Genomic DNA, 20,687 nt, shown 5'->3' with positions numbered 1-20,687 from the left:
TACATGAAAATTAAAGGAGCGGTAAGAGGATATCCCCTATCGTTCGCCCGCCAGTGGGACGAGATTTCGTGAAGGGGTTCGCCGTGAAACCATTGCCGCCGGACAAGGTTCAGGTCGCTCTGCTTTACCAGACCTGCAAACCCGCCGATCCGGGTGAATTCATCAAGCAGATCAACAAGGTTATCGCGTTCACCGGTCTCCGGTTCGAAGATACGCTATACGGCCACGGGCGAAACTTCTTCTTCACGGGCGGCGGGCTTTATATCCAGGTCGAGCAAAGCGACAATCCGCTGTCCGCGGGCGGTTTCCAGCAAACGCTTTCTTCTCCCTTCACGCGCATCTCGTTTCCGGAAGCGGACCAGGCCGTTCGCTCTCACGCCTCGCATGTCCTGATCAGCATCGGCAAGGGCATTCCAATGCCCTCCATCACAGGCATCAATCTGCCGGAGACGGGGCTTTCTCAGGGGGAATTTTCGATCGTAATGACCCTTGCCCAGGTGGCGACGAATTTTTTCTTCCACCGGGCCGCGCCGATGGCGGTCCACTGGGGTCAGTCCAATATTCTGATGAGCGGCAAGGCCTATGGCTCTCTCGCTCAGCAGCCGGATCCCATGCCGCTTTATATCCACCCTTCGCTGTTTTCCAGCCGCGCGGTGATCGGCGGCAGGCAGGTGATCGGTTTCAGGACATTCGGCGCGGCGCATTTTCTGGGCAAGGAGATCGTCTTCAACGAAGCGCCGGTCCCGCTCGACTGGATGCTTTCGCGCGTCTACAGCTTCGTCGCAACCATGCGCGAACGCGGTGAGCTTCCCCCGGCGGGAGACAGTTTCGGCACGAGCGCGGACGAGATCATCCGCATCTCCTACAATACGCCGTCGCCAGAGGATCCCGAGGAATTCATAGGCCTCACGCTCGAGCGTTGCCCGGACTTCGGCATCGGCGACATGCCGGAAGGCGTGGAGACACCGCGGCCGCCTTCCGAGCCCGCGACGCCTCCACACGCGGCACCGCAACCCCGCCCTGCGCCTTCATCGACATTGCGCCCGTCGCCTCCACCCAGGCCGGAGCGCAGGCCATACGGCTCACGCTCGGTCTTCGGCAAGCGCGGCCTGCATTAACCGTCAAGACCTTGCCAGCGGATGGTGGCTTTCGACCAACTCGCGCAGCCGCTCGTCCAGCACATGTGTGTAGATCTGCGTGGTGGAAATATCCGCATGGCCCAGAAGCTGCTGGACGACGCGCAGGTCCGCGCCATTTTGCAGGAGATGCGAGGCGAAGGCATGGCGCAGCACATGCGGGCTAACGCTTGCCGCCTTCAGGCCGACGCTTGCCGCCAGCGACTTGAGGTCGCGGGCAAACGCCTGGCGCGTGAAATGACCGCTTTCGCCGTGCGAGGGGAAAAGCCAGGGGCTGCCCGCATAGGCCCCTTCGGCCCGGCGCAGCGCCACATAGGCGCGCATGGCATCCCGAGCGCGCCCCGACAGCGGCACCGCGCGTTCCTTGCCGCCCTTGCCGCGCACCAGGATCAGGCGCTCGTCGCGCATCGCCGCGCTTGTCGGCAAGGCGACCAGCTCCGAAACGCGCAGACCCGTGGCATAAAGCACCTCCAGCAGCGTGTGGAGACGGCTTGCGCGAAGGGCCGCCCCGCGCGTTCCGTGTTCCAGTTGCGCGTTGAAGCGCGCGGCCTCGATCAGCCGGTCCACCTCTTCCACGGATAGGACGTGTGGCAGGGAGGCCCGCTTCTTCGGCGCCTTCACCTTGCGCGTCGGGTCGTCCGCCCTCAGGCCTTCGGAATAAAGGAACTTGTAGAACTGGCGGAGTGCGGAAAGGCGTCTGGCCTGCGAGCTTTCGGCAAAGCCCCGCTTGTTGAGGTCGCGCAGATAGGCGGCGATATCGTCGCTTGAGGCGTCCAGCACGCCGCTTGCGTGAAAGCCTGAGAAATCCTCAAGGTCGCGGGCGTAGCTTTCCAGCGTGTTGAGGGCAGCCCCCCGCTCGGCGGCGAGCATTTCCAGAAAGCTTTCGATATGGACGGCGTCGCTTGCCATTGGCCGGGCCGGACCTCCGATTCGTCAGCGGATTCTAATTGAAACGCGGCAAACCGGCCATCGCGTCAGCGCCCGAAGCCTTCCTTCTGGATGCGCACGGTGATTTCGCGCGGCGTAGGCTCGTAGAAAGTGCCAAGCGCAAAGACCGCGCCATAGCCTATGCCGGCGATGATCGAAAGGGTCAGAATGAGACGAAAAAGGGTGGGCATCGGCCGTCGGTCGGGTGGAAGCTCTGGGTCTTTCCTTTTGGTCGATCCGCCACGCGCATGCAAGAAAAAGCCTGTCTTAATCGTACCTCCCCGTGCTTATGCTTGACAGGACGCGGGCGAGACGGGCAAAGCCCCCTAACCGGAAACGATCGAGATACGCGAAGGGAGAAGCGCCTTTGACACCGGCCCCGCCCCTGCCGCTCGCCACGAGCGAGCGCATCGCCCGCCTGAGAGCGGCGATCGGCGAGCGCGCGATCGTGCTCGTCGGCATCATGGGCTGCGGCAAGTCGAGCGTCGGGCGCAGGCTTGCGAACACGCTGGGCGTCGCCTTCGTCGACGCCGATCACGAGATCGAGACGGCGGCGAACATGACGATCCCCGAAATCTTCGCCGAACACGGCGAGGCCTATTTCCGCGCCGGCGAGCAGCGCGTCATCGCCCGCCTCCTGAACGAGGGCACGGGCGTGCTTGCCACCGGCGGCGGCGCATTCATGAACGCCGAAACGCGCGAGGCGATCGCCCGCTCGGGGATAAGCATCTGGCTGAAGGCCGATTTCGATGTGGTCATGATGCGCGTGCGCCGGCGCTCCAACCGCCCGCTTTTGCAGCAGCCGGATCCCGAAGGCGTCATGCGCCGGCTGATAGACGAGCGCTATCCCGTCTACGCGAAGGCCGATATCACCGTGTTGTCGCGCGACGTGCCGCATGAAACCGTGGTCCTGGAAATCCTGGACGCCCTTGAAGAACACCTCGGCATCGCCGTCCCGGCGGACCGGGAGGAAAGCCGCCAATGACCGAACAACTGACCGACACCGAGACCGTCCGCGTCGATCTCGGGCCCCGCTCCTACGATATCCTCATCGGCCGCGGCCTTCTTGAGCAGGCCGGAGCGCGGCTTGCCGCACTTCTTCCCGGCTCGCGGGCGGCGATCATCACCGATGAGAATCTCGCGAAAACGCATCTCGAGGCGCTTCAGGCCTCTTTCGATGAAGCGGGCGTTTCGCATGTGACGTTCAAGGTGCCGGCGGGCGAATCCACCAAGCGCTTTTCCATGTTCGAGCGGCTTTGCGACGACGTTCTGGGCGCGAAGCTAGAGCGCGGCGACGCGATTGTGGCCCTTGGCGGCGGCGTCGTCGGAGATCTTGCGGGCTTCGTTGCGGCATCGGTGCGCCGCGGCATGAATTTCATCCAAGTGCCGACGAGCCTGCTTGCTCAGGTCGACAGTTCGGTCGGCGGCAAGACGGGCATCAACTCGCGCCACGGCAAGAACCTGATCGGCGCTTTCCACCAGCCTCGGCTCGTCCTTGCCGATACGGCACTTCTCGACACGCTTTCTCCGCGCGAGTTTCGCGCAGGCTACGCGGAAGTCGCGAAATACGGGCTGATCGACGACGCGGATTTCTTCGCGTGGCTTGAGGAAAACCACGCGGGCATCTTCTCCGGCGGGCCGGAGCGCGAGCGGGCCGTCGCCACATCCTGTCGAGCCAAGGCGCGCATCGTCGCGGAAGATGAGTTCGAGGCGGGCGCCCGCGCGCTCTTGAACCTCGGCCACACTTTCGGACACGCGCTGGAAGCCGCCGTCGATTACAACGGCGAGCGTCTCGTCCATGGCGAGGGAGTGGCGATCGGCATGCGCCTTGCGCATGATTTCTCCGTCTCCCTCGGCCTTTGCGCGGAAGACGACGCGCGGCGCGTGGAGGCGCATCTTAAAAAGGTGGGCCTCCCCACCCATATGAGCGATATTCCCGGCCAGTTGCCGCCCGCCGAAACCCTTCTTGACATCATCGCCCAGGACAAGAAAGTGACGAAGGGTACGCTGACCTTCATCCTGAAGCGCGGCATCGGCCGGTCCTTCGTCGAACGCGGCGTCGAGCGAGAGCGCGTGCTGGCGTTCCTCGAAAGGGAACTGGCCTGAGTTGAACTGAACCGAACCGAGACCCGCAGGGCCTGACATGAGCAATACCGAAATCTGGATTTCAACACTGGCGATCCTGGTGCTGCTTGTGCTTTCCGGCTTTTTCTCGGGCTCGGAAACGGCGCTGACGGCGGCCTCGCGCGCGCGCATGCACCAGCTCGAGAAATCGGGCGACAAGCGCGCCGGCGTCGTGGCGAAGCTGATCGCCGCGCGCGAGCGGCTGATCGGCGCGCTGCTTCTCGGCAACAACCTCGTCAACATCCTCGCCTCCGCGCTTGCCACGAACGTGCTCCTGTCGCTCTTCGGCGATGCCGGCGTCGTCTATGCCACGCTGGTGATGACCTTTCTGGTGCTGATCTTTTCCGAGGTCCTGCCGAAGACATGGGCGATCTCCCGGCCGGACCGCTTCGCGCTTGCCGTCTCGCCCATCGTGAGCCCCGTCGTCAGCATTTTCGGCCCCATCGTCGCGGGGGTGGAAAAGATCGTGCGCTTCATCCTGCGCCTGTTCGGCGTCAACGTGGAGGAAGGCCAGGCGGTGCTTTCCGCGCATGAGGAACTGCGCGGCACGGTCGATCTGCAGCATATGGAAGGCGGGCTCGTGAAGGACGAGCGCGACCGGATCGGCGGCCTGCTCGACCTTGCCGAGCTGGAAGTGTCCGACATCATGGTCCACCGCACCAACGTCATGGCGCTCAATGCGGACGACCCGCCGGACAAGATCGTCGAGGAGGCGCTGAAAAGCCCCTTCACGCGCCTGCCGCTGTGGCGCGGGGAAAGCGACAATTTCATCGGCATCCTGCACGCCAAGGACCTGTTGCGCGCGCTGGCGCGGGCGAACGGTAAGCCGGACGACCTCAAGATAGAGGATATCGCCAGCCCACCGTGGTTCGTGCCGGATACGACCAGCCTTCAGGACCAGCTCAACGCCTTCCTCAAGCGCAAGGCGCATTTCGCCCTCGTCATCGACGAATACGGCGAGGTGATGGGCCTGGTCACCCTTGAGGATATTCTGGAGGAGATCGTCGGCGAGATTTCCGATGAACACGATGTGGAGCTTCCAGGCGTTCGCCCCCAGCCCGACGGGTCGGTCATCGTCGACGGGTCGGTGGCGATCCGCGATCTCAACCGCGCGACCGACTGGAACCTGCCGGACGAGGAGGCGACGACCATCGCCGGCCTCGTCATCCATGAGGCGCGCATGATTCCGGAAGAGCGGCAGGTCTTCACCTTCTACGGCTTCCGCCTCACGGTGCTTCGCCGCGAGAAGAACCGGATCACCAGGCTCAGGATCATGCCGCTTGCCGAAGGCGACCGTGTTTTCGGCGTCAAGAGCGCGGTCATCCCCTCGGCCAACGCCGGCCAGGGGTGAGGCGCACCGCGACCGATTCACGGTAGCGATGACACGCTAAACGCCAGCAGATGCGAAGAACGTCATCCCGGCCTGCGTGCGCCCTGGCGCATCGCAAGAGCCGGGATCCAGATATCTTCTGCGGGCGGAGCCCGCGCATATTTTTTATGGCCGCGCTTACGCGCGATTTACGCGCTGGATCCCGGGTCTGCGTTCAGCTTCGCTTCACGTACCCGGGATGACGTCCTTCGTGTCGATCCGCTGCCCGGCCCATTCAGCGAAAACGCCACACCCCTCAGGGCCCGGAAACCTTCACAGTACGCGGGTCCGTCTCGTCGGGTGCGCGCGCTTCGATGGCGAGCGCATGCACGCCGCCTTTCAGTTCGCCGTCCAGACAGGCGTTTACGGCGCGGTGGCGCGCAAGCCGGTTCATGCCCGTAAAGGCTTCTGCAACGATCCTTACGCGAAAATGCGTCTCGCCGCCTTCGCGCCATCCGGCGTGGCCGCGGTGGCGTTCGGATTCGTCAATCACATCCAGCTCTTGCGGAGAAAACGTCTCCCGCAGCCTGGTTTCCATGGTTTCGCGCATGCTCATGATTCGCGTTTTCGCCCGCTCGGGAATTGCCGTCAAGACCTTGCCGAACCGCCGCCCGATCCATTATCTAAACGCCTCGCAATCGCCGGGAGGCGCTTTCCCGGCTTGTGAGCAATGCTCCACCTTCACATAATCGGTTCATGAAGCTCGACTCGAAGATATTCGATCGCATCCGCATAAAGCCGGAACAGGAACGGCTTGAGGAGGATCTGCACCAGGAGTGCCAATGGGACGGCTGCACGCGCGCCGGCACCCATCGTGCGCCCAGGGGCCGCGATCACGAGGGCGAGTATCTGAATTTCTGCATCGACCACGTCCGCGAATACAACAAGTCCTACAATTATTTCGCCGGCATGGACGACGATCGGGTGCGCCAGTGGCAGAAGGCCGCGACAACGGGCCACAGGCCGACGTGGAAAATGGGCGTCAACGCCAAGGCTGCCGGTGTGAACGGCGAAGCGCCCGGCGCGAAGGCCAATGGCGGATACCGGTCCTACCACAGCGCCTGGCGCCGGCATGCGCAAGCACCGCGCCCGCCCAAGCTGAAGCCGCTAGAAGCCAAAGCGTTCGAGACACTCGGCCTCGGTCATGCCGCGCGTGGAAACGACATCAAGACGCGTTATAAAGAACTTGTGAAGCGCCATCATCCGGACGCGAACGGCGGCGACCGTTCGTCGGAAGACCGGCTTCGCCAAATCATTCAGGCCTACACTCTTCTGAAAAAGGCCGGTTTCTGCTAGACCGTCTTCGAAAAGATCTGGCCGTTCACGCTCATGGTTAGCCGCGAACGGGCTAAGTGGATTGGATCGCACGCATTTTCGGGCTGGCGGATTGCCTTGCGGCTTCGTAGATGCAAATTGTTGCGATCGAAATCTTCCCTCGTATGCGCGCAATCCCGCGTGTATGAATTTGTGGAGATCAGCGCCAGCCCGCGCCTGGGCGCGGGCCTGCGGAGGACCGATGACTGAGACAATGACGACGGCCGAAGGCCTGCCCGATACCAAGGTAAAGGCGAGCGAACTGTTCGGCTTTGACACCGATCTGGAAGTTCCCGCCTACCGGGAAGCCAACGAGCACGTTCCCGAGCTTGATCCCGATTACCTGTTCGACCGCGCGACCACGCTCGCGATCCTCGCCGGTTTCGCGAAGAACCGCCGCGTCATGGTGACGGGCTATCACGGCACGGGCAAATCCACCCATATCGAGCAGGTCGCCGCCCGGCTTAACTGGCCATGCGTGCGCGTCAATCTCGACAGCCACATTTCGCGGATCGATCTGGTCGGCAAGGATGCGATCGTCATTCGCGACGGCCAGCAGATCACCGAGTTCCGGGACGGTATCCTGCCCTGGGCACTGCAGAATAACGTCGCCCTGGTCTTCGACGAATACGACGCCGGCCGTCCGGACGTCATGTTCGTGATCCAGCGGGTGCTGGAGGTATCCGGCCGCCTGACGCTTCTCGACCAGAATCGCGTCATTCGCCCGCATCCCGCCTTCCGCCTGTTCGCGACCGCCAACACGGTCGGCCTGGGCGACACGTCGGGCCTTTACCACGGCACGCAGCAGCTCAATCAGGGCCAGATGGACCGCTGGTCCATCGTCACGACGCTGAACTACCTTCCGCATGACAACGAGGTGGAGATCGTTCTCGCCAAGGCCAAGCACTACCAGGGTGCGGAAGGCCGGGCGATCGTTTCCAAGATGGTGCGCCTTGCCGACATGACGCGCAATGCCTTCATCAACGGCGACCTCTCCACCGTCATGAGCCCGCGCACGGTCATCACCTGGGCGGAAAACGCGGAAATTTTCGGCGACCTCGGCTTCGCCTTCCGCGTCACCTTCCTAAACAAGTGCGACGAGCTGGAGCGCACGCTGGTCGCGGAGTTCTATCAGCGCTGCTTCGGAGAGGACCTGCCGGAATCGGCGACCAACGTCGTGATGAGCTAACGGGCGAATATGCGTCAGCCTCCCTCCGAGAAGCCGAAACAGCCGACGACGGAGCCGCTGAAACAGGCGGTTTCCGGCGCGATGCGCGCCATCGCCGGCGATCCGGAACTGGAAATCCTGTTCACCGCCGATCGTCCCTCGCTCGTCGGCAATATCGCACGCGTGCCCGAGCCGCCGCGCAAGCTCACGCTCGAGCAGGTGGCGATCACCCGCGGCATCGGCGATTCCATGGCGCTGAAGCTCGCCTGCCACGATGCGGCGGTGCATCGAAAGCTCATGCCCCAAGGTCAGACGGGGCGGGAGATTTTCGAGGCGGTGGAGCGCGCGCGCTGCGATGCCGTCGGCGCGACCCGCATGCCGGGCGTGGCCGAAAACCTTTCCGCCATGCTGGAGGACCGCTACCAGAAGGCGGGGGCGGCCCAGATCACGCAGCGCTCCGAGGCGCCCCTTCAGGACGCGCTTGCGCTTGTCGTGCGCGAGCGGCTGACCGGCCGCAAGCCGCCGGCATCCGCCGAAAAGCTCGTCGACCTGTGGCGCGACTGGATCGAGGAGAAGGCGGGCAGCGACCTGGACCGGCTCGTTACGCGCCTTGAAGACCAGTCGGCCTTCGCCAGCCAGCTGAGAAACGTTCTTACCGCGCTCGACATGGAAGACGAGCTCGGCGACGAGGCCGAAGACGAGGAGCAGGAGGGCGAGGAAGAAAACGAAGGCCGCAACGAGCGGGCCGAAACGTCTGCCGACGGCGAGGAAGACGCCGGCGAGGAGGAAGGCGCGCCGCAGGAAATGGAGATGTCCGGCGAGGAGCAGGAGGCCGGCGAGACCGAGGCGCTCGACGGCGATTTCGACGAGTTCGACGAAAACGCCGACATGGACGCCGAAGAACCGGGAGAAACACCGCGCCAGGACCAGCCGTTTTCCAACCAGCCGCCGGGGCCCGATTACAAGGTTTTCACCACCGAATTCGACGAGACGGTCACGGCGGAGGATCTTTGCGACCAGGCCGAGCTCGACCGGTTGCGCGGCTATCTCGACAAGCAGTTGACCAACCTTCAAGGCGCGGTCGCCCGCCTTGCCAACAAGCTCCAGCGCAAGCTGCTTGCCCAGCAGAACCGCTCGTGGAACTTCGATCTCGAGGAAGGCATCCTCGACACCGCCCGCCTGACGCGTGTCGTCACGGACCCGATGCAGCCGCTCGCCTTCAAGGAAGAAACGGACATCAATTTCCGCGACACCGTGGTGACGCTGCTGCTCGACAATTCGGGCTCCATGCGCGGACGGCCGATCACGGTTGCCGCAACTTGCGCCGATATCCTTGCCCGCACGCTGGAACGCTGCGGCGTCAAGGTCGAGATTCTGGGTTTCACCACCCGCGCGTGGAAGGGCGGACAGTCGCGCGAATCCTGGCTCCAGCGCGGCAAGCCGGCCACGCCGGGTCGCCTCAACGACCTTCGCCACATCATCTACAAGTCGGCGGACGCGCCCTACCGCCGCTCGCGGCGCAACCTCGGCCTGATGATGCGCGAGGGGCTGTTGAAGGAAAACATCGACGGCGAGGCGCTCGACTGGGCGCATCATCGCCTGCTCGGACGTCCGGAGCAGCGCAAGATCCTGATGATGATCTCCGACGGTGCGCCGGTCGACGATTGCACGCTTTCTGTCAATCCCGGCAACTACCTCGAAAAGCATCTGCGCTGGGTGATCGAGGACATCGAGACGCGCTCGCCGGTCGAGTTGATCGCAATCGGCATCGGTCACGACGTCACGCGCTATTACCGCCGCGCCGTCACCATTGTCGATGCGGAGGAACTGGCGGGTGCCATGACCAACCAGCTCGCCGATCTTTTCGACGAGGAAGCAGCACCCCAGCCGGCGCGGCCGGGCCGCAGGCGCCACGCCGCGCCGAGATGAGGCGCAAGACCCCATCCGGCCTCGCGGCCTTGATCTGCGCGGCCCTCTTTCTTGCCGCGCCGCCCTTCGCCGCGCCCCCGTTCACCGCGCCCCTGTCCGCCGCGCCCGACCTGCCGCGCGGCAAGGTGATAATCGACACCAAGCCAATCCCCTATTTCGGGATCGGCGAGGCGAACCGCGATCGTTTCGGCAAGCTGGAATTTCTGGGCGGTCTGGAGCTTCTGCCCCGCAACCGTCATGTCGGCGGGCTGTCCGGCCTTGCCGTCGCCGATGACGGCGCATCATTCATCGCGGTCACCGACAACGGTCTGTGGGTCACTGGCGGCATTCGCCAGGATGCGGCGGGCCGCCCGCTTGGGCTGCGGCCTGTCGAGGTCGCTCCGATACTTGGGTCCGACGGAACGCCCCTCGTCCTTGCCGGGCGCGGCGATACCGAAGCCGTAGCGATCGACCGGTCGGGCGAAGCTCCACGCCTTCTCGTTTCCGCGGAAGGGCACCACTCCATCTACGCCTTCGGCTATCCGCTCGACACGTCCGAAAGGGCGCACTCCATACCGGTGCCGAAAGCCGTAACGCGCCTTCGCGCCAACAAGGGGCTGGAAGCGGTTGCCGTTTCATCCCCGGACGGGCCGCTCGGTGGTACAATCGTCGCCATCGCCGAGCGCGGCGCATCCTTCGACGACGATATGCAGGGCTTCCTGATCGGCGGGGCCGTGTCCGGCGCCTTCACGGTCAGGCGGCATGACGATTTCGACGTGACGGATGCCGCCTTCCTGGACGACGGCGACCTGCTATTGCTGGAGCGTCGCTTCAACCTTCGTCACGGCATCGGCATGCGCATCCGCCGCATCGACGGGGACAAGTTGAAGCCGGGGGCGGTGATAGACGGGGTGACGATCATCGAGGCTGGCTTCGCCCACCAGATCGACAACATGGAGGCGCTCGCCGTCCATACCTCCGCGTCCGGCGATACGATCCTGACGATCCTGTCGGACGACAACAGATCGATCCTGCAGCGCAGCCTGCTCCTCAGATTCCGCCTGGCGGATCGCTGACGGAATTCTGAGGAACCTTTTTCGCCCCCGTTGTCGGCGAGTTGCACCCTTTTGGATTTCTCTTCGCCGACGTTTTTTATGCCGCCGCCGGGTCCGCCTTGAGGCCGAAAACCGCCAGAAGAACCCGGTAAGGCGCAAGCAGCGCGGTCGCGACGAAGATCTTCACCACATAATCGCCAAGCGCCCAGGAAACCCAGCGCGGAACCTCGATCGCGAATGCGCCGAGAAGGGGTGCGGTTTCGGTCGCAAAAGCTTCGTCGAAACCAAAGACGGGCGCGAAAACACTAGCGAAAGCAAGGCTGAAGAACAAAACCGTATCGAGGAAAGAGCCCACCAGCGACGAGATCACCGGCGCCTTCCACCAGGCCTGCAGGCGCAGACGGTCGAAGATCGCAACGTCCAGAAGCTGGGCGAACAGGAAGGCCGAACCGGAGGCGATCGCGATCCTGGGCGTCGCCAGCCAGATGGAAAGTATCACCGCCACGGCGAAACCCACGATCACGACCTTTCGCGCCGCGGCCGGGCCGAAACGGCGGTTCGTCAGGTCGTTGACGAGGAAGGCCGCCGGATAGGTGAAGGCGCCCCAGGTCAGGATATCCGCGAGATTTATGGGCCCGAGCATGCCCATCACCGGATATTGAACGAGAATATTCGCGGCGACGACGACCGCCACCATGACGCTCATGGCAAGAAGAGCTGAAAGTGGAGAAAACCGGCGGAATCCCGTCATTTTCGGAGTGTCCCGATTATCTTTGGTTTTGGAATGGCCATGCGAGAAGCATCGCATAAACGCGAAAAGAGGCGCCGGGGCGCCTCTGGCTTCCAATCGCGCTAAAGCGGTGAATTTACGCAGCGACTTCAGCCTGACGGCGCTTGATTTCGCGCTTCAGGATGCGGGCGCGCGGCGAAAGTTCGCTGTCGGCCGCCTTGGCCAGGAACGCGTCGAGACCGCCACGATGCTCCACCGTGCGCAGGGCATGCGCGGAAATGCGCAGCTTCACGGTTTCGCCAAGCGTATCGGAAATCAGCGATACATTGCACAGGTTCGGCAGAAAACGGCGGCGCGTCTTGTTGTTGGCGTGACTGACGTTATTGCCGGTCATCACGTCCTTGCCGGTGAGTTCGCAACGGCGGGCCATTTGGTCACCTTCTTGTCTCGCTACGGCCTCGCCTCGAGGCCGGAAACACGTAAAACCGGAGCGGTGCGGGCCCTTTCGGTCCGGCAATCTCGCGCCCGGCGCTGATTGGAAAGTCGGGTTCGTATAAGCATCATGGGCTGCGAGGTCAAGCGGAGTCGCACGCCCTTTACCAAATTCGGCAAACCGCATGGCGGGAAATTTCCGTTTGCAGTACATTAACCATACGGTTACCGCATTTGGCGACACTCCGCGACGGGCCATGACGGCCCGCCGGACGGGGGCGCGATATCCGGCGAGAACCGAAGCCGCCGCCGGCATGGAGGGTCGAAGAGTGCCGAGTGTCATGAGCCGTTTTACCAAGCCCACCTGCCGCATCGCAGCGCAACTTGCATCCGCTGCGGCCATCGCGTTGTTTTCCTTCGCGGCGGCGGCGCAAGGCGCCTCGGCGCAGACGGCCCGCCTCGGCGGCGTCTACGATGTCTCCCTCGCAGGCCTCAAGATCGCCCGCGGTTCGCTTTCTCTCGTCGTGCAGGGCAACGCCTATTCCGCGAAGGCGGGAATGGAGCCGGCCGGCGTCGGCACGATCTTCTCCACCGGCAAAGGCGGCGCGCAGGCTTCCGGATGGATCGGCCGGGACGACGTGCGCCCGTCGCGCTATACGATGGCTTCGCGCGCGGCGAGCCGCGATTTCTATGTCGACATAGCACTCGGCGGCGGGCGGGTGAAATCCGCCGACGTCACGCCGAAACTCAAGAAAAGCCCGGAACGCATCAAGGTCACGTCGAAGCATACCCGCAAGGTGGTCGATCCGCTGAGCGCGATCCTCATGCCCGTTCCAGCCAACAAGGGCGCGAAAAACGAAGCCGCTTGCGACCGCAAGATCCCGGTCTACGACGGCTGGACGCGCTTCGACATTCAGCTTTCCTACAAGGAAATGCGCGAGGTTTCCGGCCGCGGCTACGACGGGCCGGTGGTTGTCTGCGAAGCGCGCTGGATTCCGGTGGCGGGTCACCGCCCGTCGCGTATCAAGGCTTCGGGCATCGAGAACCGGCACATGGAGGCCTGGCTCGCCCCCCTCGGCGAGAGCCGGGTTTTCGTTCCCTATCGCATCCAGATGTCGACAGGGACGGGCACTCTGGTGGTGGAAGCCAACCGGATCAAGCTCTACGGCGGCAAGGATACCGCAGCCCGCTGATACGGTCACGACAACAGGCCCCTTTGCAGCCTTGACAGCGGCGCCCGCTCTCGCCAGTGTCGCGCCGCAACGCAACGGAGTGTCTATTCTTCCGTTACCGGCACCATCCGCGAGATATTGAGCCCATGCACAGCTTCCTCGAATTTGAAAAGCCGGTCGCCGACCTGGCCGGCAAGGTCCACGAGCTGCAGTCGCTTGCGCAGAGCGGCGAAGCGGTCGACGTCGACGAGGAGATTTCGCGGCTGCAAACCAAAGCCGATCAGGCGCTGAAGGACATTTACGCGAAGCTGACGCCCTGGCAGAAGACGTTGGTGGCGCGGCACCCCGACCGGCCGCACGCCATTGACTATATCGAAGGTCTGATCGAGGACTTCTCACCGCTTGCCGGCGACCGGAAATTCTCCGAAGACGCCGCAATCGTCGCCGGGCTCGGCCGGTTTCGCGGACGTTCCGTCGCCGTGATCGGCCAGGAAAAAGGCAACGATACCCAATCGCGCCTGAAGCGCAATTTCGGCATGGCGCGCCCTGAAGGCTACCGCAAGGCGGTACGCATCATGGAACTTGCGGGGCGCTTCGGCCTTCCCGTCATCTCGCTGGTCGATACCGCCGGAGCCTATCCGGGCATCGGCGCGGAAGAACGCGGTCAGGCGGAAGCAATCGCCCGCTCCACCGACGCCTGCCTCATGCTCGACACGGCGAATGTCGCGCTCATCATCGGCGAGGGCGGATCGGGCGGCGCGATCGCGATCGCGACGGCGAACCATGTGGCGATGCTGGAGCATTCGATCTACAGCGTGATTTCGCCGGAGGCCGGAGCCTCGATCCTCTGGCGCGACAGCGCGCGCGCCCAGGATGCGGCAACGAACATGAAAATTACCGCACAGGATCTCATGAAACTCGGCATCATCGACGAGATCGTGGAAGAGCCGCTCGGCGGGGCGCATCGCGCCAAGGAGACCGTCATCGACCGCGCGGGCGGCGCTATCGAAGCCGCGCTTGCCCGTTTCGACGACATGCCGGCAGATGAAATCCGCAGGCAGCGGCGGGAAAAATTCCTAAAAATCGGGCGCGGCCTCTGAACCGGCCCCCCGCCCGGGAACAGTCGCGAAGATGCAACAGGCGCGCAGAGATTTTCCCTGCATGGAGCCTTTGCCGCCAAATTGCCGGATTCCTGACGCAAGACCAGCCGATTACGGCACTTTAGTGCCGGGATTTTGCCGAACCACAGTAACGTCTGATCAACCTTAAGCGCATAGCGTCGACAGACGGGGGCAAACGTATATGGTGCGTGGTCAATCCCGCATCGCGGTAAATGCTCAAACGGATCAACAGGCTGGATCTTCGACGATGAAGGCTCTCGCATCTCGCTTCCGGACCAAAGGGCTCAAAACAGCCAGCGTCCTGCTTGTCGCGGGCTTCCTTGCCGCCTGCCAGGCCGACGAGCTGGGCTACGGGCCCAAGCACATGCGCCCCGTCAGTTCCGAGATCAAGGCCAAGATGGAGCGCCTGAACCTCGCCCCTGAATCTCCGATCATGATCCGCATCTACAAGGAAGATTCGGAACTGGAGGTCTGGAAGGAAGCGAAGGACGGAAAGTTCAAGCTGCTCGATACCTTCGAAATCTGCAGTTGGTCCGGCGAGCTGGGGCCGAAGAAGAAAGAGGGCGACCGCCAGGCGCCCGAAGGCTTCTACGAGATCACGCCGGCCCTGATGAACCCGAATTCGAACTATCACCTCGCCTTCAACATGGGCTATCCGAACAGCTTCGACCGGGCGCACGGGCGTACCGGCAGCCACCTGATGGTGCATGGGGCGTGCTCGTCGCGCGGCTGCTATGCGATGACGGACCCGCAGATCCAGGACATCTACGCGCTTGCGCGGGATTCCTTCCGTGGCGGCCAGCGTTCCTTCCAGGTGCAGGCTCTCCCCTTCCGCATGACGGCGGAAAACATGGCGCGTTTCGTCGACAACGAGAACTACGACTTCTGGAAGATGCTGAAGCGCGGTTCCGACCACTTCGAGGTCACAAAACGCCCGCCGCAGATCGCCGTTTGCGACAAGCAATATGTTTTCGATGCCACGAAGCTGGTGGAAGGCGTGCCCTTCAACGCAGTGGGCCAATGCCCGGAATTCGACGTGCCGGATTCCGTCGAGCTTGCCGTCCTTGCCAAGCAGAAGCGGGACGAGGAAAAGATCCGGCAGATCGTCGCAAGCCGGGAACGCGCCGAAAAGCGCAAAGAGGCAATCGCCTCGATCTTCGGCGGTGGCGCCGAGGCGGCCGAGAGCGAAACGCCTGACGCGAATCCGGCAAAAACAACGGACACGGCAGTTGCGACGGCAACGAATGCCGCAAAAGCGGCCGACACCGCGATTGCCAGCGCGACAGCGGGAACGAAGCCCCAGGCGACGGAGGCCGGAGCCGTCAACGCGACGCCCATCCCGACAACCGCCTTCGCCGCACAGGACAAGCCGTCCAAGGGCGGTTTCTTCAGCCGGTGGATCCCCAGTTTCGGCGGTGAAGAGGAAACGGCCGCCACCGCTCCCGATCCCGCGCTTGGCGAAGCCCCGCCACCTTCCGCCAAACCCGAATAGGCGGCACTTTCAGGCCCAGATCGCCATGCGAAGGCCGCGCCCGTCCCTTTCGAAGTTTTCAGGATGCGGGCGCGCCCGACCGTGAAGGATGCGCTCCGCGATCAACGCATTTACGCAAGCGTCCAGCAAATCGTCACGCCCTGCGCCATTCGGCAGTTGCTGATCGAGAAACGTCCTCGCAAAGCCGAAGCCTTCAAGAAGCCTCGCCCTTTCCTCAAGGCCGGGCCGGTTTGCACTGCTTTTCACCTTTTTCGGCAAGGACATCGGTTTTTCGCCGTTCAGCCGCCAGAAAGCCACTTCCGGATGAACCTCGTAAATACAGTGCTCAAGGTGGGGCGTCATCAGTTCGTCGATTTCGCGGATTTTCGGAAAAATGTTGAACGCTTGCTTCGATATCTTGCGCGGGGGATCGGAGGTCTCCAGCGCTATACGGCAGGCATTTCCATAATCATCGCAATAAACTGCCGCTCTTGAGGGAATGGAGAATACGGACGACTGCCGCTCACCCAGTAACGGGCGAACCGTCCGCTCCGGTCCGCGCCCGCCGATGCCAGCTCGATCTGGCAGGCCGATCGGTATGTCGACGGCCACAACCGAGGGCGCATGTCGAAACGCCAGAATCTCGCAAAAATGAGAGACGGTTCTGACCTCGGCACGCCCGGGCACAGCAAGATCGCGTAATACGGCGATCCAGCCGGAGCGCGCGCCATCAACCCCTGCAACCAGCGCTTTTTCCGGCGCGCTCACGCCGTGCGAGGGCGCTCAAGCACCCGCCGCGAAGAAACAAGCGCCATCGGCCCAAGGATAGAGCCCTGCTCCGAATATAACAGAAGCTCGCTGGAGCCCTGCTTCACACTACGGGCCACAAGCTCGAATGTGGAGGCGGCCGCGCGCTTCAACGCGCCTTCTTCACCATGCTTCTCCAGAAGGCGGGCCGTGAACAGGGCGGAAAATACATCGCCCGTTCCATGCGGCGCATCAGGGACAAGGCCGTGTTCGGCGGCCAGAACGCCATTCGGCCCGACCAGCAGATTGCAGGCGGAGTTGCGCCTGAGAGCCGGCGACGACGTCACCACCACGCGTTCCGGCCCGAGCATGCGCGCCGCCGCGATCGCATCGGCTTCCGTTTCGATTTCGCACCCGGCAAGCCAGGCAAGCTCGAAGCGATTGGGCGTCGCGATATCGGCGCGGGCGACAAGCTCATCTCGGATAGCGTCTGCCGTCGCTTCGGGGACATAAAGCCCGGCCGCATCGCCGACCACGGGATCGCAGACATGCCAGGCTTTGGGATTGGCCGCCTTGACAGCATCCACCAGCCGGCCGACCTGCGCTGCCTGCCCGGCGTCACCCAAATACCCGGTGATGACCGCGCCGATACCGCTCAGGCTTCCAGACCCGGCAAGATCATCGACAAGTCCTGAAAAACTCTCGCTGGCCGGGACAATGCGCGTTCCCCGGCCATGACCCGGGTGCCATGGCAACAGGACCGTCGGGACGAACCAGACGGGAAAGCCGAGCCGCTCGAGAACGAAGACGGCTCCGCGCCCGCCGACGGCGCCACTGACGACCTGCGACGTGACGACAAGAACGGTGGGAAGCGGCGAAGGATGCTGCGGCGACATGGGCGAGCCGATCACGAAGCGGACTTCATGGCAGGTTTTGCGCCCTGCCCGAAGCGTTGCTCGATATAATCGGCCACCATATTCTTGAAGTCATCCGCAATGGCCGGCCCGCGCAGGGTAGCGACCTTCTTGCCATCCACGAAAACGGGGGCTGCCGGCGTTTCGCCTGTACCAGGCAGGGAAATGCCGATATCCGCATGCTTGCTTTCCCCCGGACCATTGACGATGCAGCCCATGACGGCGACCTGAAGCGCCTCGACGCCTGGATATTTCTCCCGCCACTCGGGCATCGACACGCGGATGTTTTCCTCGATATCGCTGGCGAGTTCCTGAAATACGGTCGACGTGGTGCGCCCGCAGCCTGGGCATGCGGCAACGACGGGAACGAAGGAGCGGAAGCCCATCGTCTGGAGAAGCTCCTGGGCGACCTGCACCTCGCGCGTACGATCGCCGCCAGGTTCCGGCGTGAGCGAAACGCGGATCGTGTCGCCGATACCCTGCTGCAGCAAGATGCCCATGGAGGCGGAGGAGGCGACAATGCCCTTGGAGCCCATGCCGGCCTCCGTCAGGCCCAGATGAAGCGCGTAATCGCAGCGCCGGCCAAGCTCGGAATAGACCGATATCAGATCCTGAACCTGGCTGACCTTGGCCGACAGGATGATCTTGTCTCGGCCCATGCCGAGCTCTTCGGCTCGTTCGGCGGAAAGCAGACCCGAGCGGATAATCGCCTCGCGCATGACGGCGGCCGCTGATACCGGCCTGGCGCTATTGGCGTTCTCATCCATGAACCGGGTGAGCAGTTCCTGGTCGAGCGAACCCCAGTTGACGCCGATCCTGACCGGCTTGTCGTGCTTCAGCGCGATGTCGATGATCTGGGAAAACTGGGTGTCGCGCTTGTCCTTGAAACCCACATTGCCCGGATTGATCCGGTATTTGGCAAGCGCTTCGGCGCAGGCCGGATGATCCGCCAGAAGCTTGTGGCCGATATAATGAAAATCGCCGACGAGCGGAACGAAGACGCCGATCCGCTCCAGCCTTTCGCGGATTTTGGGCACGGCGGCGGCCGCCTCCTCGCGGTCGACCGTGATCCGGACGATCTCGGAGCCGGCGCGGGCAAGGCTGGAGACCTGCGCGACCGTTGAATCGATATCCGCCGTATCGGTGTTCGTCATGGACTGGACGACGACCGGCGCATCGCCGCCGACGACGACGGAACCGACCTTGACCGGCACGGACACCCGACGTGGCGCGGGGCCGCTGACGTCACTCATCTGGTCGCTGACATTCTTCATGAGGATAGCCCAAACATTTGCGGACTTCCGCCGCACGTTTTATGAGTACATGACCTAATGCCCGGCAGGACGGTAGGCAAGAGGCGATGGATGCCGCAACTTGCACGAAACGCCAAGGAAGCTGACCTGCGAGGCCGAAAGCCGCAATGATCATTGCCGTCCTGAGCCGGACCGCGCAACTCGCACTCAACCGCTTCGGCACGCTGTTTGCCGCAGGCTGGGGGTATATGCTGCTGCTGGTCGCAGTCAATCTCGCAATCAGCATGGCGCTTGCCCCCGACGGCGGATTTACCACCGGCTCCTATATGACCGAGCCTTTCGAAGGCGCCGACGACATCGAAAAGGCAAGGGCGCTACGCCTGCTCGCGGTTGTCGCCACCCCGTTCCTGGCGCTCATGATGGTGCTGAAGTTATCGCTGATCCTGCCGGCGGCAGCCGTCGACGACGATCTGAGCCTGGGAGAATCCTGGCGTGCGACCCGCGGGCTCGGCTTGGCCCTCGTTCTTGCCGGGACGGTTGCGATCCTGGCGTGCGGACTTGCCACGGGAGCCTGGGCGCTTCTGCTTTTCATTGCCGACGCCTTCATCCCGCAAGGCGGAATGGCCGCCCAATTGCGCTCCGCCCTTTTCCCGATGGGGACCATGGCGATCGTCACTTGGATATTCGCAAGTCTGCATGCAACAATATACGCATTGGTCCGCGAACGCTTCGCCGAGGAGGTGGGGTTTTCGGCGGATGACGTGAAACGGTCCCAGGCCCTGAGGACCATAGCAACCGCCCACCACATGAGCCGCGACCGCGGATAGGATTCGAAACAATTTGTTGACGCTACGATAACGATGCCGCCTTTACGCAACCATAGCGCAAAATCATCGATTTTTTAAGGATTTGTCCATGCGTACGACATTCCGGTTGCTCCAGGGAACCTTCAAGGCGCTCTATTACAATTTCGACGTGTTCGTGCGCCTTTGCTGGGCCTGGTTTCTGATCCTGATCGCGCTTATGAGTGCCGTCATGGCCTTCATCGGATCGAAAGGCGACCCGGAACTGACAAGTGCCGCATTGATCGTCGTCATCCTGTTCGGCCTTGTCGCGAACGCTTCCATCGCCGTCAGCTGGCACCGTTGTCTTCTTCTGGATGAAACGCCAGGCATCACCCACCTCAAGATCGGCGCGCGCGAATGGGCTTATCTGGGCCGAACCGTCCTGGTCGGAGTCATTTCCTTTGCATTGATGTTCGCGGTCGGCTTTACCGTTCATTCCTTCAGCGCCGCCGCCAGGGGCGCGATTTCAGACCCGATGTCTTTCCTTGCCATCCTGACAGCGGCGGCCGTCATCTTCCTGATTGTTCCTGCCGTCTTGCGTCTTTCGCTGATCTTGCCCGCAGGCGCGGTCGACAGGCCGCTCGGCCTGGGCGAAGCATGGCGCATGAGCAAAAGCCTCGGCTATCCGATGCTGTTCGCACTGCTCGGCATTTCCATCGTCATCGGCCTGGCCCGGGAATTAATCGACACGCTCTTGAACCTTGTATCCTTTCAATGGTTTCTCGGCGTCTACTTCGTCCTGAAATCCGGGATACTGTGGGTGGCGCTGCAGATCCTCTCGCTTGCCCTGACGATCGGCATTCTGACCGGCGGCTACAAGATCATGCTCGAGCGGTTGGCGCGCGACTGAGGTTAAGCCGCAACCGCGAACCGCGATGCCGGGCGTACCGTTTTCCCTTCGCCTTTCGCCCTATATTGCGGTGCAACGCGAGTTGCGCTCATATGCGGGCAGGCGAACACGACACGCTGGCCAAATCCGGCAGCCGGCGACGCACGAAAAC

General features: G+C 63.1%; 21 protein-coding genes. 13 read left to right on the top strand and 8 right to left on the bottom strand.

Annotated elements, in window-relative coordinates:
* Positions 1–68: 68 nt before the first annotated feature.
* The gene (locus tag HPQ64_RS05040) at positions 69–1,118 is read left to right on the top strand and encodes a hypothetical protein (protein WP_172887249.1); all 1,050 of its coding nucleotides are present in this window, start codon (positions 69–71) and stop codon (positions 1,116–1,118) included.
* 3 nt (positions 1,119–1,121) lie between these two features.
* Here the strand turns inward: HPQ64_RS05040 and xerD are convergent, their stop codons facing one another.
* A complete protein-coding gene (gene xerD, locus HPQ64_RS05035; protein ID WP_172887248.1) occupies positions 1,122–2,045 on the bottom strand; it encodes a site-specific tyrosine recombinase XerD in 924 nt (307 codons plus the stop codon).
* Positions 2,046–2,110: 65 nt separating this feature from the next.
* Positions 2,111–2,254 (bottom strand): hypothetical protein, encoded by a 144-nt coding sequence (locus HPQ64_RS05030; protein ID WP_172887247.1) that lies wholly within the window; start codon positions 2,252–2,254, stop codon positions 2,111–2,113.
* Between the two features lie 176 nt (positions 2,255–2,430).
* Here HPQ64_RS05030 and HPQ64_RS05025 point away from each other — a divergent pair, with 176 nt between their 5' ends.
* The 3 genes from HPQ64_RS05025 to HPQ64_RS05015 are packed head-to-tail and all read left to right on the top strand — an operon-like array spanning position 2,431 to position 5,538.
* On the top strand, positions 2,431–3,048 hold the full coding sequence (locus tag HPQ64_RS05025) for a shikimate kinase (protein ID WP_343035924.1): 618 nt from the start codon (positions 2,431–2,433) through the stop codon (positions 3,046–3,048).
* On the top strand, positions 3,045–4,169 hold the full coding sequence (aroB, locus tag HPQ64_RS05020) for a 3-dehydroquinate synthase (protein ID WP_172887246.1): 1,125 nt from the start codon (positions 3,045–3,047) through the stop codon (positions 4,167–4,169). The genes HPQ64_RS05025 and aroB overlap by 4 nt, the downstream gene beginning before the upstream one ends.
* Before the next feature lie 37 nt (positions 4,170–4,206).
* Entirely contained in the window at positions 4,207–5,538 is a 1,332-nt protein-coding gene (locus tag HPQ64_RS05015) for an HlyC/CorC family transporter (protein ID WP_172887245.1), read from the top strand.
* Between the two features lie 274 nt (positions 5,539–5,812).
* Here the strand turns inward: HPQ64_RS05015 and HPQ64_RS05010 are convergent, their stop codons facing one another.
* Positions 5,813–6,112 (bottom strand): BolA family protein, encoded by a 300-nt coding sequence (locus HPQ64_RS05010; RefSeq protein ID WP_172887244.1) that lies wholly within the window; start codon positions 6,110–6,112, stop codon positions 5,813–5,815.
* A gap of 140 nt (positions 6,113–6,252) precedes the next feature.
* Here HPQ64_RS05010 and HPQ64_RS05005 point away from each other — a divergent pair, with 140 nt between their 5' ends.
* From HPQ64_RS05005 to HPQ64_RS04990, 4 genes are all read left to right on the top strand, one after another.
* Positions 6,253–6,852 (top strand): J domain-containing protein, encoded by a 600-nt coding sequence (locus tag HPQ64_RS05005; RefSeq protein ID WP_172887243.1) that lies wholly within the window; start codon positions 6,253–6,255, stop codon positions 6,850–6,852.
* A 220-nt stretch (positions 6,853–7,072) separates the two neighbouring features.
* Entirely contained in the window at positions 7,073–8,059 is a 987-nt protein-coding gene (gene cobS, locus HPQ64_RS05000) for a cobaltochelatase subunit CobS (RefSeq protein ID WP_172887242.1), read from the top strand.
* 9 nt (positions 8,060–8,068) lie between these two features.
* Positions 8,069–9,967, top strand: coding sequence for a cobaltochelatase subunit CobT (cobT, locus tag HPQ64_RS04995; RefSeq protein ID WP_172887241.1), 1,899 nt, complete (start codon positions 8,069–8,071; stop codon positions 9,965–9,967).
* Positions 9,964–11,022 (top strand): esterase-like activity of phytase family protein, encoded by a 1,059-nt coding sequence (locus HPQ64_RS04990; RefSeq protein ID WP_172887240.1) that lies wholly within the window; start codon positions 9,964–9,966, stop codon positions 11,020–11,022. The genes cobT and HPQ64_RS04990 overlap by 4 nt, the downstream gene beginning before the upstream one ends.
* Before the next feature lie 76 nt (positions 11,023–11,098).
* Here HPQ64_RS04990 and HPQ64_RS04985 read toward each other — a convergent pair whose 3' ends face one another.
* Both HPQ64_RS04985 and rpmB read right to left on the bottom strand, forming a co-directional pair.
* Positions 11,099–11,752, bottom strand: a complete 654-nt coding sequence (locus HPQ64_RS04985; protein ID WP_172887239.1) for a VUT family protein — start codon at positions 11,750–11,752, stop codon at positions 11,099–11,101.
* A gap of 115 nt (positions 11,753–11,867) precedes the next feature.
* Entirely contained in the window at positions 11,868–12,161 is a 294-nt protein-coding gene (gene rpmB, locus HPQ64_RS04980; protein ID WP_172887238.1) for a 50S ribosomal protein L28, read from the bottom strand.
* Positions 12,162–12,504: 343 nt separating this feature from the next.
* On the opposite strand from rpmB, the gene HPQ64_RS04975 reads away from it, so the two are divergent.
* The 3 genes from HPQ64_RS04975 to HPQ64_RS04965 all read left to right on the top strand — a co-directional run bounded on the left by HPQ64_RS04975 (position 12,505) and on the right by HPQ64_RS04965 (position 15,948).
* Positions 12,505–13,356: a DUF3108 domain-containing protein gene (locus tag HPQ64_RS04975; RefSeq protein ID WP_172887237.1), complete on the top strand. Its 852-nt coding sequence runs from the start codon at positions 12,505–12,507 to the stop codon at positions 13,354–13,356.
* 125 nt (positions 13,357–13,481) lie between these two features.
* Positions 13,482–14,435: an acetyl-CoA carboxylase carboxyltransferase subunit alpha gene (locus HPQ64_RS04970; RefSeq protein ID WP_172887236.1), complete on the top strand. Its 954-nt coding sequence runs from the start codon at positions 13,482–13,484 to the stop codon at positions 14,433–14,435.
* A 268-nt stretch (positions 14,436–14,703) separates the two neighbouring features.
* Positions 14,704–15,948 (top strand): L,D-transpeptidase family protein, encoded by a 1,245-nt coding sequence (locus HPQ64_RS04965; RefSeq protein WP_172887235.1) that lies wholly within the window; start codon positions 14,704–14,706, stop codon positions 15,946–15,948.
* A gap of 9 nt (positions 15,949–15,957) precedes the next feature.
* Here HPQ64_RS04965 and HPQ64_RS04960 read toward each other — a convergent pair whose 3' ends face one another.
* Genes HPQ64_RS04960 through ispG form a run of 3 tightly spaced genes read right to left on the bottom strand, consistent with a single transcriptional unit; the run spans position 15,958 to position 18,841 of the window.
* Positions 15,958–16,695, bottom strand: a complete 738-nt coding sequence (locus tag HPQ64_RS04960) for a DUF429 domain-containing protein (RefSeq protein ID WP_172887234.1) — start codon at positions 16,693–16,695, stop codon at positions 15,958–15,960.
* Positions 16,692–17,585 (bottom strand): pyridoxal kinase, encoded by an 894-nt coding sequence (gene pdxY, locus HPQ64_RS04955; protein WP_343035922.1) that lies wholly within the window; start codon positions 17,583–17,585, stop codon positions 16,692–16,694. Before pdxY ends, HPQ64_RS04960 begins: the two co-directional genes overlap by 4 nt.
* Positions 17,582–18,841 carry a flavodoxin-dependent (E)-4-hydroxy-3-methylbut-2-enyl-diphosphate synthase gene (gene ispG, locus HPQ64_RS04950; RefSeq protein WP_425483810.1) on the bottom strand — a complete coding sequence of 420 codons (1,260 nt, stop codon included), beginning with the start codon at positions 18,839–18,841 and terminating at the stop codon, positions 17,582–17,584. Before ispG ends, pdxY begins: the two co-directional genes overlap by 4 nt.
* Positions 18,842–19,008: 167 nt before the next feature.
* Here ispG and HPQ64_RS04945 point away from each other — a divergent pair, with 167 nt between their 5' ends.
* Both HPQ64_RS04945 and HPQ64_RS04940 read left to right on the top strand, forming a co-directional pair.
* The gene (locus tag HPQ64_RS04945) at positions 19,009–19,668 is read left to right on the top strand and encodes a hypothetical protein (RefSeq protein WP_172887232.1); all 660 of its coding nucleotides are present in this window, start codon (positions 19,009–19,011) and stop codon (positions 19,666–19,668) included.
* 88 nt (positions 19,669–19,756) lie between these two features.
* On the top strand, positions 19,757–20,536 hold the full coding sequence (locus HPQ64_RS04940) for a hypothetical protein (protein ID WP_172887231.1): 780 nt from the start codon (positions 19,757–19,759) through the stop codon (positions 20,534–20,536).
* The last annotated feature ends 151 nt before the right edge of the window (positions 20,537–20,687 follow it).

Origin of the sequence: Hongsoonwoonella zoysiae, from assembly GCF_013266695.1 — a bacterium.
Lineage (GTDB): Bacteria > Pseudomonadota > Alphaproteobacteria > Rhizobiales > Stappiaceae > Hongsoonwoonella > Hongsoonwoonella zoysiae.
The sequence above is the reverse complement of the archived record's forward strand: the minus strand, read 5'-3'. Positions and strand labels throughout refer to the sequence as shown.

Excerpts from the sequence above, each read along its gene's own strand:
- xerD (WP_172887248.1), bottom strand. The coding sequence starts at position 2,045 with ATGGCAAGCGACGCCGTCCATATCGAAAGCTTTCTGGAAATGCTCGCC.
- HPQ64_RS05030 (WP_172887247.1), bottom strand. The coding sequence starts at position 2,254 with ATGCCCACCCTTTTTCGTCTCATTCTGACCCTTTCGATCATCGCCGGC.
- aroB (WP_172887246.1), top strand. The coding sequence starts at position 3,045 with ATGACCGAACAACTGACCGACACCGAGACCGTCCGCGTCGATCTCGGG.
- HPQ64_RS05015 (WP_172887245.1), top strand. The coding sequence starts at position 4,207 with ATGAGCAATACCGAAATCTGGATTTCAACACTGGCGATCCTGGTGCTG.
- HPQ64_RS05010 (WP_172887244.1), bottom strand. The coding sequence starts at position 6,112 with ATGAGCATGCGCGAAACCATGGAAACCAGGCTGCGGGAGACGTTTTCT.
- HPQ64_RS05005 (WP_172887243.1), top strand. The coding sequence starts at position 6,253 with ATGAAGCTCGACTCGAAGATATTCGATCGCATCCGCATAAAGCCGGAA.
- cobS (WP_172887242.1), top strand. The coding sequence starts at position 7,073 with ATGACTGAGACAATGACGACGGCCGAAGGCCTGCCCGATACCAAGGTA.
- cobT (WP_172887241.1), top strand. The coding sequence starts at position 8,069 with ATGCGTCAGCCTCCCTCCGAGAAGCCGAAACAGCCGACGACGGAGCCG.
- HPQ64_RS04990 (WP_172887240.1), top strand. The coding sequence starts at position 9,964 with ATGAGGCGCAAGACCCCATCCGGCCTCGCGGCCTTGATCTGCGCGGCC.
- HPQ64_RS04985 (WP_172887239.1), bottom strand. The coding sequence starts at position 11,752 with ATGACGGGATTCCGCCGGTTTTCTCCACTTTCAGCTCTTCTTGCCATG.
- rpmB (WP_172887238.1), bottom strand. The coding sequence starts at position 12,161 with ATGGCCCGCCGTTGCGAACTCACCGGCAAGGACGTGATGACCGGCAAT.
- HPQ64_RS04975 (WP_172887237.1), top strand. The coding sequence starts at position 12,505 with ATGAGCCGTTTTACCAAGCCCACCTGCCGCATCGCAGCGCAACTTGCA.
- HPQ64_RS04970 (WP_172887236.1), top strand. The coding sequence starts at position 13,482 with ATGCACAGCTTCCTCGAATTTGAAAAGCCGGTCGCCGACCTGGCCGGC.
- HPQ64_RS04965 (WP_172887235.1), top strand. The coding sequence starts at position 14,704 with ATGAAGGCTCTCGCATCTCGCTTCCGGACCAAAGGGCTCAAAACAGCC.
- ispG (WP_425483810.1), bottom strand. The coding sequence starts at position 18,841 with ATGAGTGACGTCAGCGGCCCCGCGCCACGTCGGGTGTCCGTGCCGGTC.
- HPQ64_RS04945 (WP_172887232.1), top strand. The coding sequence starts at position 19,009 with ATGATCATTGCCGTCCTGAGCCGGACCGCGCAACTCGCACTCAACCGC.
- HPQ64_RS04940 (WP_172887231.1), top strand. The coding sequence starts at position 19,757 with ATGCGTACGACATTCCGGTTGCTCCAGGGAACCTTCAAGGCGCTCTAT.